Origin of the sequence: Micromonospora globbae, from assembly GCF_036184225.1 — a bacterium.
GTDB classification, from domain to species: Bacteria; Actinomycetota; Actinomycetes; order Mycobacteriales; family Micromonosporaceae; genus Micromonospora; species Micromonospora globbae.
Genome location: NZ_CP108084.1, coordinates 5864122 through 5877948 on the forward strand (window position 1 = coordinate 5864122; position 13827 = coordinate 5877948).

10 protein-coding genes are annotated in these 13827 nt (G+C 75.9%); 6 read left to right on the forward strand and 4 right to left on the reverse strand.

The window, feature by feature from the left end; all coding sequences use genetic code 11:
• Positions 1 to 2: 2 nt before the first annotated feature.
• From nth to OG994_RS26685, 4 genes are all read left to right on the forward strand, one after another.
• Positions 3 to 791, forward strand: coding sequence for an endonuclease III (gene nth, locus OG994_RS26670; protein ID WP_328851359.1), 789 nt, complete (start codon positions 3 to 5; stop codon positions 789 to 791).
• On the forward strand, positions 788 to 1438 hold the full coding sequence (locus OG994_RS26675; protein ID WP_120329834.1) for a TlpA family protein disulfide reductase: 651 nt from the start codon (positions 788 to 790) through the stop codon (positions 1436 to 1438). The genes nth and OG994_RS26675 overlap by 4 nt, the downstream gene beginning before the upstream one ends.
• 20 nt (positions 1439 to 1458) lie before the next feature.
• The gene (locus tag OG994_RS26680; protein WP_328853805.1) at positions 1459 to 2127 is read left to right on the forward strand and encodes an NUDIX hydrolase; all 669 of its coding nucleotides are present in this window, start codon (positions 1459 to 1461) and stop codon (positions 2125 to 2127) included.
• A 143-nt stretch (positions 2128 to 2270) separates the two neighbouring features.
• Positions 2271 to 3449: a MarP family serine protease gene (locus tag OG994_RS26685; protein ID WP_120329836.1), complete on the forward strand. Its 1179-nt coding sequence runs from the start codon at positions 2271 to 2273 to the stop codon at positions 3447 to 3449.
• A gap of 114 nt (positions 3450 to 3563) precedes the next feature.
• On the opposite strand, the gene OG994_RS26690 is transcribed toward OG994_RS26685, so the two are convergent.
• The 3 genes from OG994_RS26690 to eccCa form a co-directional block, all read right to left on the reverse strand.
• Positions 3564 to 4313 (reverse strand): phosphatase PAP2 family protein, encoded by a 750-nt coding sequence (locus tag OG994_RS26690; RefSeq protein WP_328851360.1) that lies wholly within the window; start codon positions 4311 to 4313, stop codon positions 3564 to 3566.
• Positions 4314 to 4353: 40 nt separating this feature from the next.
• A complete protein-coding gene (gene mycP, locus OG994_RS26695; protein ID WP_120329838.1) occupies positions 4354 to 5685 on the reverse strand; it encodes a type VII secretion-associated serine protease mycosin in 1332 nt (443 codons plus the stop codon).
• 69 nt (positions 5686 to 5754) lie between these two features.
• Positions 5755 to 9738, reverse strand: a complete 3984-nt coding sequence (eccCa, locus tag OG994_RS26700) for a type VII secretion protein EccCa (protein WP_328851361.1) — start codon at positions 9736 to 9738, stop codon at positions 5755 to 5757.
• A 101-nt stretch (positions 9739 to 9839) separates the two neighbouring features.
• Between eccCa and eccD the strand changes: the two genes are divergently transcribed.
• Entirely contained in the window at positions 9840 to 11237 is a 1398-nt protein-coding gene (eccD, locus tag OG994_RS26705; RefSeq protein ID WP_328851362.1) for a type VII secretion integral membrane protein EccD, read from the forward strand.
• Positions 11238 to 11264: 27 nt separating this feature from the next.
• On the opposite strand, the gene OG994_RS26710 is transcribed toward eccD, so the two are convergent.
• A complete protein-coding gene (locus OG994_RS26710) occupies positions 11265 to 11771 on the reverse strand; it encodes an inorganic diphosphatase (RefSeq protein ID WP_120329841.1) in 507 nt (168 codons plus the stop codon).
• A 357-nt stretch (positions 11772 to 12128) separates the two neighbouring features.
• Here OG994_RS26710 and dacB point away from each other — a divergent pair, with 357 nt between their 5' ends.
• Positions 12129 to 13808 (forward strand): D-alanyl-D-alanine carboxypeptidase/D-alanyl-D-alanine endopeptidase, encoded by a 1680-nt coding sequence (gene dacB, locus OG994_RS26715; RefSeq protein ID WP_396845130.1) that lies wholly within the window; start codon positions 12129 to 12131, stop codon positions 13806 to 13808.
• Positions 13809 to 13827 lie beyond the last annotated feature (19 nt).

Genomic DNA, 13827 nt, shown 5'->3' on the forward strand with positions numbered 1-13827 from the left:
GCGTGACCAGTTCTCCCCCCGGCGCCACCGAGACCGACCTCGGGCGCAAGCGTCGCGCCCGGCGCATCGGCCGGGTGTTGACCGAGACCCACCCCGACGCGCACTGTGAGCTGAACCACTCCAACGCCCTGGAGTTGGCCGTCGCCACGATCCTGTCGGCCCAGTGCACCGACAAGAAGGTCAACGAGGTCACGCCGAAGCTGTTCGCGCGGTACCCGACCGCGGCCGACTACGCGGGGGCCGACCGCGGCGAGCTGGAGGAGATGATCCGGCCGACCGGCTTCTACCGGAACAAGACCGACTCGCTGATCAAGCTGGGGCAGGCACTCGTCGAGCGGTACGACGGGCAGGTGCCCGGCAAGCTGGCCGACCTGGTGACACTTCCCGGGATCGGCCGCAAGACCGCCAACGTCATCCTCGGCAACGCGTTCGACGTGCCCGGCATCACCGTCGACACCCACTTCCAGCGCCTCGTGCACCGCTGGCGGCTGACCACCGAGACCGACCCCGTCAAGATCGAGCACGCGATCGGCGCGCTGTACGAGAAGCGCGACTGGACGATGCTCTCGCACCGGGTGATCTTCCACGGCCGGCGGGTCTGCCACGCCCGCAAGCCGGCCTGCGGCGCGTGCACGCTGGCCAGGCTCTGCCCGTCCTACGGCACCGGCCCGACCGACCCGGCGCTCGCCGCCAAGCTGCTCAAGGGGCCCCGGGCCCGCGATCTGGCGGTGGCCGCCGGGATCGACCCCGCGCTGGTGCCCGCCCAGGCGGTCGCCGCGGAGGTGCCGTGAACCGTCGCGCCGCCCTCCTGTTCCTGCCGCTGCTGCTCGCCGCCGCGGCCGGCTGCACGACCACGGGTGCCGACGAGACCGCCGCGGGTGTCCCCGCCCCGACCCGGGCCGAGCGGCCGTCACCGTTCGCCGACTGCGCGACGCTGACCACCGCGCCCTCGGCCGCCGCCACGCCGGGCGGGTCCGCGGCGACCCCGAGCGGCGACCAGGGCGCCACGCCGGGGGACCGGCTGCCCGAGCTCTCCCTCACCTGCTTCACCGGCGGCGCGCCGGTCGCGTTGCGGGACGTACGCGGCCCGGCCGTCGTCAACGTCTGGGCGTCCTGGTGCCCGCCCTGCCGCAAGGAGCTGCCCGCCTTCCAGCGGCTCAGCCAGCGGGCCGGCGACCGGCTCCACGTGATCGGGGTGAACAGCCAGGACAGCCGCGGTGCGGCCCAGTCCATCGGTGAGGACCTCGGCGTCCGCTTCCCGGTCCTGTTCGACCAGGGCCAGGCGCTGCAACGGGCGCTGAACCGCAACGCCTTCCCGCTCACCCTCTTCGTCGACGGGCAGGGACGGGTCCGGCACATCGACGCCTCCGGCGCGCTGGACGACGCTCGGCTGCACGAGTTGGTCCGCGAGCACCTCGGGGTGGCGGTGCCGGCGTGACCGCAACGCCTCCCGAGTGGATGGGCCCGCTGCTCGCCCGGCTCGGCACCGCCCGGGCCGAGGACTTCACCCGGCTGGCCACGCCGGAGAGCGGCGGCCGGGAGAGCGCCGTCCTGGTGCTCCTCGGCGAGCAGCCCGGCACCGGCCCCGACGTGCTGATCCTGCAACGGGCGGCCACCCTGCGGCAGCACGCCGGCCAGCCGGCCTTCCCCGGCGGCGCGGCCGACCCGGAGGACGCGGACGCCCCGGCGACGGCCCTGCGCGAGGCGAACGAGGAGGTCGGCCTCGACCCGTCCAGCGTCACCGTCCTCGCCGAGCTGCCGAAACTGTGGATCCCGGTGAGCGACTTCGTGGTGACGCCGGTGCTCGCGTGGTGGCACGCGCCCCACCCGGTACACCCCTGTGAGCCGGCCGAGGTGGCCCACGTGGCGCGGCTGCCCATCGCCGAGCTGGTCGACCCGGCCAACCGGGTGCGCGTACGCCACCCGAGCGGCTGGATCGGCCCGGCCTTCTCCGTACGCGGCATGCTGGTCTGGGGCTTCACGGCCGGGGTGCTGGACGCCCTCCTCGAGATGGGGGGCTGGGCCCGCCCCTGGTCACCCGGTCGCCTGGTCGACCTGCCGCCGGTCGGCGCGACGCCGGCGCCCTCGGCGGGCACCGACGAGGTGGATGAGACGCGGGTGCACTAGCGCCGCCGCGCAGGCGTCCGGCGTGATCGTCCGGCCCGCGTCACCGCCGTCGGCGCCCGGAGGTCATCCGAGCCGTGCGCCCGCTCGGTCACCTTCCGCAAGCGATGGTCATCCGGCGGGCGCGGGGCCCGTAGGCTTGACCCGTGTCCGCCGTGGATCTCGTCCTGCTGCTGCTCATGCTCGTGTTCGCGATCAGCGGATACCGGCAGGGCTTCGTCATCGGGGCCCTGTCGTTCACCGGGTTCTTCCTCGGCGCGCTGATCGGTCTCCAGGCCGGGCCGATGCTGGCCCGCCAGTTCGTGGACAGCGGCACCCGGGTCCTCATCTCGCTGGTGGCCGTCTTCGGCCTGGCCGTGGCCGGGCAGGCGCTCGCCGGCTGGCTCGGGTCGAACCTGCGCGCCGCCATCACCGGCCAGGTCTTCCGCAAGATCGACGACGTGGGCGGGGCGTTCGTCTCGCTGTTCGCCGTGCTCCTCGTCGCCTGGCTGGTCGCCGTGCCGCTGGGCTCGTCGTCGCTGCCCTGGCTGGCCGCGTCGGTGCGCAACAGCGCCCTGCTCACCGTGGTCGACCGGGTGCTGCCCGACCAGGCACAGCGGCTCTCCACCGCGCTGCGGGACACGGTCGACACGAACGGCTTCCCGGACGTCTTCGGCGACCTCGCGCCCACCCGGGCCCGGCAGGTGTCCCCGCCCGACCCGGCGCTCGCCGGTTCACAGGTGGTGGCCAACGGGCAGCGGTCGGTGGTGAAGGTCCTCGGCTCCGCCCCGAGCTGCTCCCGCAGGATCGAGGGCTCCGGCTTCGTGTACGCCGACGACCGGGTGATGACCAACGCACACGTGGTCGCCGGCACCCGCTCGGTGGCCGTCGAGCTGAACGGCGACCGGTACGACGGTGACGTCGTCGTCTACGACCCGGACCGCGACCTGGCCGTGCTCTACGTGCCCGGGCTGCCCGGGCCGTCCATGCGGTTCGCCGCGGGCAACGCGGGCACCGGCGCGGACGCCATCGTGCTGGGCTTCCCGCTCGACGGGCCGTACGACGCACAGTCCGCCCGGATCCGTGACGTCGACCGGATCACCGGGCCGGACATCTACTCCTCCGGCGACGTGACCCGGGAGATCTACACGATCCGGGCGTTGGTCCGCAGCGGCAACTCGGGTGGTCCCCTGGTCTCGGCCAACGGGCTCGTGCTCGGGGTGATCTTCGCGGCGGCGGCGGACGACCCGAACACGGGGTTCGCCGTGACCTCCGCGGAGGCGCGGCCGGTGGCGCTGGCCGGCGCGGAGCGTACCCAGGGGGTCGGCACCGGCGAGTGCACCTGACCGCGCCCCGCTCGGGTGACCGACGCCGCCGCCCACCGGCTCAGGTCCGCGTCGAGCGGTCCTCGGGCGCCGCGGCCCGCCGGCGTCGAGTCGGTCCTCCCGCCGTACGCCGGCTCACGGCCGTGTCGAGCGCGCGGCGGCACCCGGCGCGTGGCGCCAGACGGTGAAGGCGGCCGAGGTCGCCGCCACGACGGCCGCGCCGAGCAGCCAGCCACCCACCACGTCGCTGGTCCAGTGGACCCCCAGGGCGATCCGGCTCACGCCGGTGAGCACGGCGACCAGCAGGGCCACCAGCCAGAGCGTCACCCGCTGCGCCGGGCGTCGGGCGTACGGCAGGAACACCACGAGCAGCACCCCGGCGGCCAGCGCGGCGTTGAGCGCGTGCCCGGACGGGAAGGCGTACCCGGTGGCCCGCGCCACCGGGTCGAGCAGGTCCGGCCGGTCCCGGCCCACGAGCAGCTTCAGCAGCGGACCGAGCACCCCGCCGACCAGCATGGTCACCGCCACCCAGAGCGCCAGGCGGCGGGCGCCCCGGCGGACCAGCCAGACCGCCAGCAGCAGCGCGGCGGCGCGCAGCGGCATCGGCGCGAAGACGTCGGTCCAGATGCTCATCAGCCGGACCCATCCGGGGTGGGCCAGGGCGTAGGTGTGCAGCGCGTCGGTCACCGCCGTGTCCAGCCGGTGCAGCGGTGGCCAGTCGCCGAGTACGAGCGCGGCCAGCGCGGCGAACGGCACCAGCACGACGAACGCGGCCACCGTGGCGAGGGTCAGGCGCAGACCCAGCGAGTGCTCCGGGTCGAGTCGCCGGCGACCCCAGGACGGTGGGGGCCGGCGGGCCGTCATGTGCGGACCGCGCGTACTCATGGGATCCGTTCTACCCGGCGGGCCGCGTCGTCAGCCGCGGTCAGCGGCTCTGCTGGCGGAGCCGGCGGACCATGAGCGCCGCCCCGGTGACCAGCGCCACGAAGAGCGCGGCGCCCGTCCAGAGGCGTTCGGGTGCCGTGTCGTCCTGTGCGCCGGCCGGCCGGGCGTTCCACCGGGTCTGGTGCTGGGGCGCGGTGAAGCCGAGCGGGTCGCCGACGCCGGTCACCGGGTTGTCCTGGTCGAGGCCCGGCGCCGGCCCGAAGCCGACGACCCCGGGAGAGGTGTTGTCGTCGAGCGGGTTGCTGGTCACCGGCGGCACGTCGGCCGTGAGCGCGGCCACCGGGTCCACCAGCCCGTAGCCGAAGCGGTCGTCCCGGCCGGTCGGCCCGATGTCGCGGGCCGTGGAGATCAGCCGGTTCACCACCTCGCCGGCCGACATCTTCGGGTAACGGGAGCGGACCAGCGCGGCCGTGGCGGCCACCAGGGGCGCGGCGAAGCTCGTGCCCTGGACCCGCCAGTAGCCGTCCGGTCGGGCGCCCACGAGACCGGTGGCGGGCGCGGTGAGCACCGTGGCCCGACCGGTGATCGACCCGGACCAGAGGTTCTCGCTGTTGCGTTCCAGCCCGGCCACCGCGATGACGCCGGGCTCCCTCGCCGGGTACCACACCGCCGAGGTGGTCGAACTGGCGACGTTGCCGGTGCACGCGACGACGACGACGTCCCGGGCGAAGGCGTAGTCGAGGGCGGCGGCGAGCGCCGGGCTGTCGCCGCTGCCGCCGAGCGACAGGTTGATCACCCGCGCCCCGTTGTCCACCGCCCACCGCACGCCGCGGGCCACGATGAGCGCGTCGTCGTAGCGGTTCTCGTCGTCGAGGACGCGGACCGGCAGGATCCGGGCGTCCGGCGCGAGGCCGACCACCCCCTGCTTGTCGTCGTTGCGCCCCGCGATCAGCCCGGCCACCGTGGTGCCGTGGCCGACCGGATCGGCCTCCGGGCCGCCGCCGGGGGTGACCAGGTCGTAGCCGGGCAGCACCTGCCCGACCAGGTCCGGGTGGGTGCCGTCCACTCCGGAGTCGATGACGGCCACGGTGACGCCGCGGCCCGTCGAGAGCCGCCACGCCGCCTCGGCGTTGAGCTCCTCGAGTTGCCACTGCTCGTCGCGGGCCTGGTCGGGCCGGTCGGCGTCGTCGGCCGGTGCGAACGCGACCGGCGTGCCGGCGATCGGGCGGTCGGGGACGGGCGCGGCGTCGGCGGGCACCGCGGAGCCGGCGACCGCGACGACGGCCGCCGTGACGCCGAGCAGCGCCCGGCCGGCGATCCGTCGGGCCGCGGCCGGGCCGCTGTGCCGAACCCCAGTCACATCCTCAGCCATTCATCCCACCAGAACCACGACGATCGGAGATTACCGGTTCCCGCCCCGATCCAGGGACGTTCCGGGGACTCACGGTGCCGGCAGATGGGCGAGCTGCACGAGGCGTACGCCCTCCCGGCGGGTCACGAGCCGGCCGCGGCCCGGTGGCAGCGGTCCGGGACGGACCGGCCCCACGAGCGCGCCCTCCTCCGGGTTGCCGGCCATCACGAGGCCCGACGTGGACAGTTCCCGCAGTCGCTGCGCGATCGGCTCGTACTGGGCCCGCCCGGCACCACCGGACCGGCGGGCGAGCACCAGGTGCAGGCCGACGTCGCGGGCCTGGGGCAGGTACTCCTCGAGGGCGCGCAGCGGGTTGGCCGGCCCGGTCGCCACCAGGTCGTAGTCGTCGACCAGCACGAACAGCTCCGGCCCCGACCACCAGGAACGGTCGCGCAACTGCTGCGGTGTGACCTCCGGGCCCGCGATCCGGCGGGCGAGGTAGCCGGCCGCCGACTCGATCAGGTCCGTCGTGTGCGCGGCGGCGGTGCCGTAGCCGATGAGGTGCGGCGTGGCGATGGCGCCGAGCAGGCTCCGCCGGTAGTCCACGAGGATCACCCGGGCCTGTTCCGGGGTGAACCGCGCGGTGATGGTGGCCGCCAGCGCGCGCAGGAACGAGGACTTGCCGCACTCGGCGTCGCCGAAGACGACGAAGTGCGGTTCGGTGGCGAAGTCGAGCACCACCGGCCGCAGGTCGGCCTCCGCGATCCCGACGGGCAGCCGCAGCCCGGTGCTCGCCGTGAGGTCCAGGTCCGCGTAGGGGAGCACCGGCGGGAGCAGCCGTACGCGGGGCGCCGGCGGGCCGCTCCACGCCCCGGCGATCCGTTTCACGAGGTCGACCGTGTCCGTGCCGGCGAGCCGGGGCAGGGCGGTGAGGAAGTGCAGGCTCTCGGCGGTGACGCCCCGGCCGGGGACCTTCTCCGGCACGTTCACGGCGGCGCGGCGGGCCACCAGTGAGTCATTCGGGTCGCCGAGGCGCAGTTCGAGGCGGGAGCCGAAGAGATCCCGGACGGCGGGGCGGAAGTCCAGCCAGCGCAGCGCGGTGGACACCACGTGCACGCCGTAGGAGAGCCCACGGGTCGCCAGGTCGGTGACGAGGGGCTCCAGGTCGTCGTACTCGGCGCGCAGCGTGCTCCACCCGTCCACCACGAGGAACACGTCGCCGAACGGGTCGGCGGCGGGCTGGCCGGTGCGGGCCGCGCGCCGCCGCCGGTACGCCGCCATCGACTCGACGCCCAGCTCCGCGAAACGCCGTTCCCGATCGGCGAGCAGGGTGGCGACCTCGCCGATCGTGCGCCGGACCGCCGTGGGATCGGACCGGCCGGTCACGCCGCCCACGTGCGGGAGGTCGCGCAGCGCGGCGAGCCCGCCGCCGCCGAAGTCGAGGCAGTACACCTGCACCTCGGCGGGGGTGTGGGTGAGCGCCAGCGCGCAGATCAGCGCGCGCAGCAGGGTGGACTTGCCGCTCTGCGGGCCGCCGACCACCGCGACGTGCCCGGCCGCGCCGTCCAGCGTGAGCCAGAGCAGGTCACGGCGCTGCTCGAACGGCTTGTCGACGATCGCGACCGGGACGCCGAGCGCGCCGTGCAACTCCGGGTTGCCGGCCGTGAGGCCGCGCGCCGGGTCGACCTCGACGGGGCCGAGCAGGTCGTCCAGCGCCGGTGGCTGGTCGAGCGGGGGCAGCCAGACCTGGTGCGCCGGCGGCCCCTGCCCGGCCAGCCGGTCCACCAGCAGGTCGAGCAGGCTCTCCCGGCCCTCCTCGGCGGGCGCCGGCTCCGGTGCGGCGGCCGGTTCGGGCGCCGGCACCAGGTGGGTGGTGAACGTCAGCAGGCGTGGTGGGCCGCCCGCGTCGGGGCCCGCCGCCGGGCCGCGCCGGGGCAGCGGCCCCGAGACGTACGCCGCCTTGAAGCGGACCAGCGGCTCGGTGCCGGAGCGCAGGTACCCGTGCCCGGGGGTGCGGGGCAGCTCGTGCGCGTCGGGAACACCGAGCACCGTCCGCGACTCCAGCGCCGAGAACGTGCGCAACCCGATCCGGTACGACAGGTGCGTGTCGAGGCCGCGCAGCCGCCCCTCCTCCAGCCGCTGCGAGGCGAGCAGCAGGTGCACGCCGAGCGACCGGCCCAGCCGGCCGATCTGCACGAACAGGTCGATGAAGTCGGGCTTGGCGGAGAGGAGTTCGGAGAACTCGTCGCAGATCAGCAGCAGTGACGGCAGCGGGGCGAGCGGGTTGCCGGCGGCGCGGGCGCGTTCGTAGTCCCGTACGCTCGCGAAGTTGCCGGCGCGGCGCAGCAGTTCCTGCCGGCGCACCAGCTCCCCGTTGATCGCGTCGACCATCCGGTCGACCAGCGGCAGCGCGTCCGCCAGGTTGGTGATGACCGCCGCCGTGTGCGGCAGGCGGTCGAACGAGGCGAAGGTCGCGCCGCCCTTGAAGTCGATCAGGACGAAGTTGAGCTGCTCCGAGCTGTGCGTGGCGGCCAGCCCCAGGACCAGGGTGCGCAGCAGCTCGGACTTGCCGGAGCCGGTCGCGCCGATCAGCAGTCCGTGCGGGCCCATGCCGTCCTGTGCGGACTCCTTCAGGTCCAGCTCGACGGCGCCGCCGTCCGCGCCGACCCCGATCGGCACCCGCAGCCGGTCCCGCGGCGAGCGGGGCGTCCACCCCTGCTCGACCGTGAAGGCCCGCGGGTCGTCGCCGAGGCCGAGCAGCTCGGGCAGGCCGGGCTCGGCGTGCGGGGGTGCGTCCGCACCGCGGGCGGCGCCGGCGAGGCGCAACGGCGCGAGCCGCCGGGCGACCGCCTCCGCGTCGGCCGGGTCGAGTCGGTCCGGCGTGCCGACCTCGGCGTGCCCGTCGGCCGAGTACGAGTGCAGCCGCCCGGCTCGCAGGTCGAGCAGGAGCGCGTGCCGGTCGAGCAGCCGGGGCGGCGGGGTGTCCAGGTCGAGCACCGTCACCGCGTCGATGCCCCCGTCGGCGGTCAGCTCGGTGGCACCCGTGAGGTCGCCTCCGTCGAGCACCACCACGACGTGCGGCCCGTCGGTCGCCGGGCCGGCCGGGCTGAACCGGGACCGGTTGCCCAGCACGTCGTCGAGCAGCCGTTCCAGCTCGGCAGCGGAGCTGGTGACGAGCCGGACCGGGCCGAGCGCGTCGGTGCGGGTCGGGTGGTGGGCGTGCGGCAGCCACTTGACCCACTCCCAGGCCGCGCGCCGCTCCGGACCGGCGCAGACCGCGAGCAGCAGTTCGTCCGGGGCGTGGAAGACCGCCAGCTGGGTGAGGACCGCCCGGACCATCGCCCGTGCCGACGCGCCGCGCGCCGGGCCGCCGTCCTCGGCCGGGGCGGTCCCGCCGGCCGGGGAAGCGCCGGTGGCGTCCCGGACGTAGACGCGCGCGAAGCTGCGCAGCGAGAGCGCCACCGGCAGGTCGGGCACCACGGACCAGGCGTCCAGGAACCGGCGGAGCGCGCCGGCCGTCATCGGCTCCAACTCCTCCAGCGGCCGGGTCACCGGTGGGACCAGCGGCGTGGCGAGGGTCTGCGGCCCCACACCGACCCGGACGACCGCGAAGTCGGGGTCACCGGGACGGCGCTCCCACACCCGGTGGCTCACGGCCGTCGACCAGAGCCGGCCCGGGTCGGGGTGCCGGTAGTACAGCCCGGCGCGCTGCCGCCCGGCGGTCTGCCGGACCCGGCGCCGCAGGGCCGTCAGGTGGCGCAGGTACTCCCGCCGGGCGGCCATCATCTCCGACTTCCGCGGGCTGCCGGCGGCGCTGCCCCACGATGTCACGAGCATCGCCAGCGAGGAGAGCCCGAACATCCCGCCCACCACGTACGCGTAGGCGCCGCCCCCGCGGCCGAACATCATCGCCATCGCGACGGTGCCGCCCAGCATGGGCAGCACCATGAGCAGCTGCTGCCACCGGCCGCCGGTGACCGTGGGGATCTCCGGCGGAGCCTCCACGGTCAGCTCGCCCACGGGGATCTCCGGCGCCGGCCGCCGCGGCGGGCGCGTGATGACGACGGTGCCCACGGACCCTCCCCAGAACGCTCGGTAACCCGAAGCTGGCTCATCGTAGGTAAAGTCCTGTCGTCCGCGCAGCCACCGATCCCGCTCGATATGGAGACAAACCGATGCCGACCGGGCTGGCCCGCGTCACGATCAGCACGCCGCAGCGCCGCCTCGACGTCGCCCTGCCGGAGCAGGTGCCCCTCGCCGACCTCCTGCCCGACGTGCTGCGCCACGCCGGCGAGGGCCTCGCCGACGACGGCGAACGCCACGGCGGGTGGGTGCTGCGGCGTACCGACGGGGCGGTCCTGTCGACGGCCCAGGCGCTGCTGCCGCAGGGCGTCCGCGACGGCGAGGTGTTGCACCTGGTGCCGGGAGACGCCCACTGGCCGGAACCGGAGTACGACGACGTCGTCGAGGCGATCGCCGACGGCGCGCGGCGCCGGGGCGGCGCCTGGTCGCCGGCCGCCACCCGGGGCGCCGTCCTGGCCGGCGCGGCCGTGCCGCTGGCTGTGGGGCTGCTCGCCCTGCTCGGAGGTGGGCCGCAGCAGCGGGGGGCCTGGTGGGTCGCGGCCGTGGTGGCGCTGCTGCTCGTCCTCACGGGCACCGTCGCCTCCCGCGCCCACGGCGACGGCGTGACGGCCGCGACGCTCGGCGGCTACGCCCTGCCGTACGCGGCGGCGGCCGGCGCGCTCGCCGTCGGCTCGGGCGAGCCCGTCGGGCCGTTCGGGCCGCTGCGCTGGGTGGGTGCGCCCGAGGCGCTCGCCGGCGCCGTGGCCCTGCTCCTCGCGTCGGTGCTCGGCGTGTTCGGGGTGGCGAGTCGGCTGCGCGTCTTCGTGGCCGGCGCCACGGTGGGGCTGGTGGGTGCGCCGGCCGCGCTGGGCGGGCTGGCGCTCGGGCCCGCCGGTGCGGCGGCCGTGCTGCTCTGCGTGCTGGTCTTCGCCATCGGGGTGATCCCGCTGCTGGCGATCCGGCTCGGCAAGCTGCCGCTGCCGCCGATCAGCCTGCCGGCGCCGGCCGACGGTGGCGCGCCGGCCCGTGACCTGCCGGACCGGGGCCGCGTCCACGCGGCGGTGGCGCGGACCGAGGAGATGCTCACCGGCATGTTGCTCGGGCACGCCGTGCTGGCCGCCGCCGCGGCCGTGGTGCTGGGCGCGACCGGCGGGGTCGCGGGTGCGGCGCTGGTCGGGGTCACCGCGGGCGTGCTGCTGCTGCGCTCCCGGCTCTTCGTCGCGGTCCGGCACCGGGTGCCGCCGGTGGTCGCCGGTCTCACCGGGCTCGGGGTGCTCGGCGTCGTGCTCGCCGGCGCCGCGGGGACCGCCGGCCGGCTCGGGCTCGCCGCTGCCGGGGTGGCGTCCGCCCTGCTGGCCGTCGCCGCCGGCACCGCGTACGCCCGTCGGCCGGTCTCCCCGTACGTCGGCCGCGTGGCCGACCTGGCCGACACGGCGCTCGTGGTGGCCGTGGTGCCGGTCGCCTGCGCGGTGCTCGACCTGTACGAAAGGGCCCGGGGGCTGCTCGCCTGAGCGCCCCCGGGCCCCCGGGTCGTACGGTCAGTGAATGTCCTCGCCGCGCTCCTCGGCCTCCCGGGCGCGCTGGAAGGAGGCGCGGATCTCCGCCTCGGCCTCGGTCCGCCCCACCCAGGTGGCGCCCTCGACCGACTTGCCGGGCTCCAGGTCCTTGTACACCTCGAAGAAGTGCTGTATCTCCAGCCGGTCGAACTCGCCGAGGTGGTGGATGTCGCGCAGGTGCTCCTGGCGCGGGTCCTCGTAGGGGACGCAGAGCACCTTGTCGTCCCCGCCCTTCTCGTCCGTCATCCGGAACATGCCGATCGTGCGGCACCGGATGAGGCAGCCGGGGAACGTCGGCTCGGGCACGAGCACGAGCGCGTCCAGTGGGTCGCCGTCCTCGCCCAGGGTGCCCTCGATGAAGCCGTAGTCCGCCGGATACTGGGTGGACGTGAAGAGGGTGCGGTCCAGCCGGATGCGGCCGGTCTTGTGGTCGACCTCGTACTTGTTGCGGTGACCCTTCGGGATCTCAACCGTGACGTCGAAATCCATGTGCACGCTCCCTCGTTTGCCCACGCTGGCCAACGGAATCGCCGGCACCCCCCGGACAGGTGAAACCCACCCGCCGGCCTCGGCCGCCGCATAGTGTTCGGACCGAAGTAGTGTCACCCAAGCCAATTTCCGCACGGGGAGGAGGGGGCCGTGGGGAGGGAAGATTCACATTACCGCCCGGAGGAAGGGTCTGGACGTGGTACCGGACGATCTGGTTCGGGTGGTGCCACGGGTCGCGTTCCCGTACCCGGAGCGCAGACGCCCCGCAGCCCCGGCCCGGCTCCCGACCCTGCTCCGCCGGCCTGGCAGCCCCCCTCCGACCCGCGTCGCTTCCCCGCGCTGGGGCCCGACCGGCCGATGACCCCGCCGAGCTTCCCTCCGGCGCATCCCGACGGGCCGGCCCCGACATCCGGCATCCCCACGAGCCCCGCCCCGGCCGGTCCCCGTCGGGAGCCCGCCGCCCGCGGGTACGCCCCGGCGGGCGCCGGCGCCCCGGCGTCCGGGTCCGCGCCGGTCGGCCCGCCCGGGCCCCCTCCGTCCGGGCAGCCCGGTGGGCCGGTGGGCGGCCCGCCCGGCGCCGCCGCCCCGGCCGCACCGGCGCCGCGCCGCCGGAGGCTGCCGCTCGTGCTCGCCCTCGTGTTGCTGCTCGTGCTGGCCGGGGCCGGCGTGGCCGTGGTGCGCCCGGGCCCGGTCGCCGGCTGGCTCGGCGAGAAGGCCGAGCCGGCGGGAACGGCCGCCGGCACGACGGAGCCCTCGCCGTCGGCCGTGCTCGGCGAACCGGATCCGAACGCGCCCGTGCCCACCCCCGACGGGGTGCGCGCCGCGCTCGACCCGCTGGTGCGGGCGGCCGCCCTCGGCGACCGGGTGAACGTCTCCGTGGCGGACGTGGCCACCGGGCAGTCGCTCTTCGCCCGCGGCGCGGACGATCCGACGGTGCCCGCCTCGGTCACCAAGCTGGTCACCGGGGTCACCGTGCTGGCCGCACGGGGGCCCGCGTACCGCATCCCCACCCGGGCGGTCGCCGGCCCCAACCCCGGCGAGGTGGTCGTCGTCGGTGGTGGCGACCCCACCCTCGCGGTCGACGGCAAGGGCTTCTACCCGGGGGCCGCCCGCCTCGACGACCTGGCCCGGCAGGTGAAGGAGGCCCTCGGCGGCACCGCGCCGACCAAGGTGATCGTCGACTCCTCGCTCTACTCCGGCCCGGTCTACGAGCCGGGCTGGGACGACGACATCCCGACCGGCGGGTACGGGGCCGCGATCACCGCACTGATGACCGACGGCGCGCGCCGGGACGTCCCGCAGGCGAAGAAGGACCACGAGAACGGCGACCACGGCGCCGAGCGCGTCGCCCAGCCCGACCTCGCGGCGGGCCGTGCCTTCGCCCGCCTGCTCGGCCTGCCGGCCAGCGCGGTCAGCCGGGGTACGGCGCCCGCGGCGGCCGACGCCACGGCCGGTGCCCCCGGCAGCGAGCTGGGCAAGGTCGAGTCCCTCCCGCTCGTCCGGATGGTCGACATCATGATCACGGACAGTGACAACGTGATCGCCGAGGCGTTGGCCCGCCAGGTCGCGCTGGCCCGCGGCAAGCCGGCCTCGTTCAGCGGCGCGGCCGCCGCCATGGACGAGGTGGCGGGCGAGCTGGGCCTGCCGGCCGACGAGCTCGCGCTGGCCGACGGCAGCGGGCTGTCCCGCACCGACCGGATCAGCCCGTCCCTGCTCACCGACCTCATCGCGCTGGCCGGCGACGGCAGCCACCCCGAACTGGCCGCGATCTTCGGTGGCCTGCCCGTCGGCGGCTGGTCCGGCACGCTGGGCGAGCGGTACGGGTCGGAGGGCACGAAGGCCGGTGCCGGGATGGTGCGGGCCAAGACCGGCACGCTGACCGGGGTGCACGCCATCGCCGGCCTGGTGACCACCGCGGACGGGCGTCTGCTCACCTTCGCCGTGCTCACCGACCGGGTGCCGGCCGACGGCCTGGACTCCGCCCGGGTGGCGCTCGACCGCATCGCGGCCACGCTCGCCGGCTGCGGCTGCCGCTGACCCCGGCCACCGCGGCGCC

Coding starts and splice junctions, on each gene's coding strand:
- OG994_RS26710 (WP_120329841.1), bottom strand. CDS start 11,771: ATGGATTTCGACGTCACGGTTGAGATCCCGAAGGGTCACCGCAACAAG.
- eccD (WP_328851362.1), top strand. CDS start 9,840: ATGCCGACCGGGCTGGCCCGCGTCACGATCAGCACGCCGCAGCGCCGC.
- dacB (WP_396845130.1), top strand. CDS start 12,129: ATGACCCCGCCGAGCTTCCCTCCGGCGCATCCCGACGGGCCGGCCCCG.
- OG994_RS26690 (WP_328851360.1), bottom strand. CDS start 4,313: ATGAGTACGCGCGGTCCGCACATGACGGCCCGCCGGCCCCCACCGTCC.
- OG994_RS26680 (WP_328853805.1), top strand. CDS start 1,459: ATGGGCCCGCTGCTCGCCCGGCTCGGCACCGCCCGGGCCGAGGACTTC.
- mycP (WP_120329838.1), bottom strand. CDS start 5,685: ATGGCTGAGGATGTGACTGGGGTTCGGCACAGCGGCCCGGCCGCGGCC.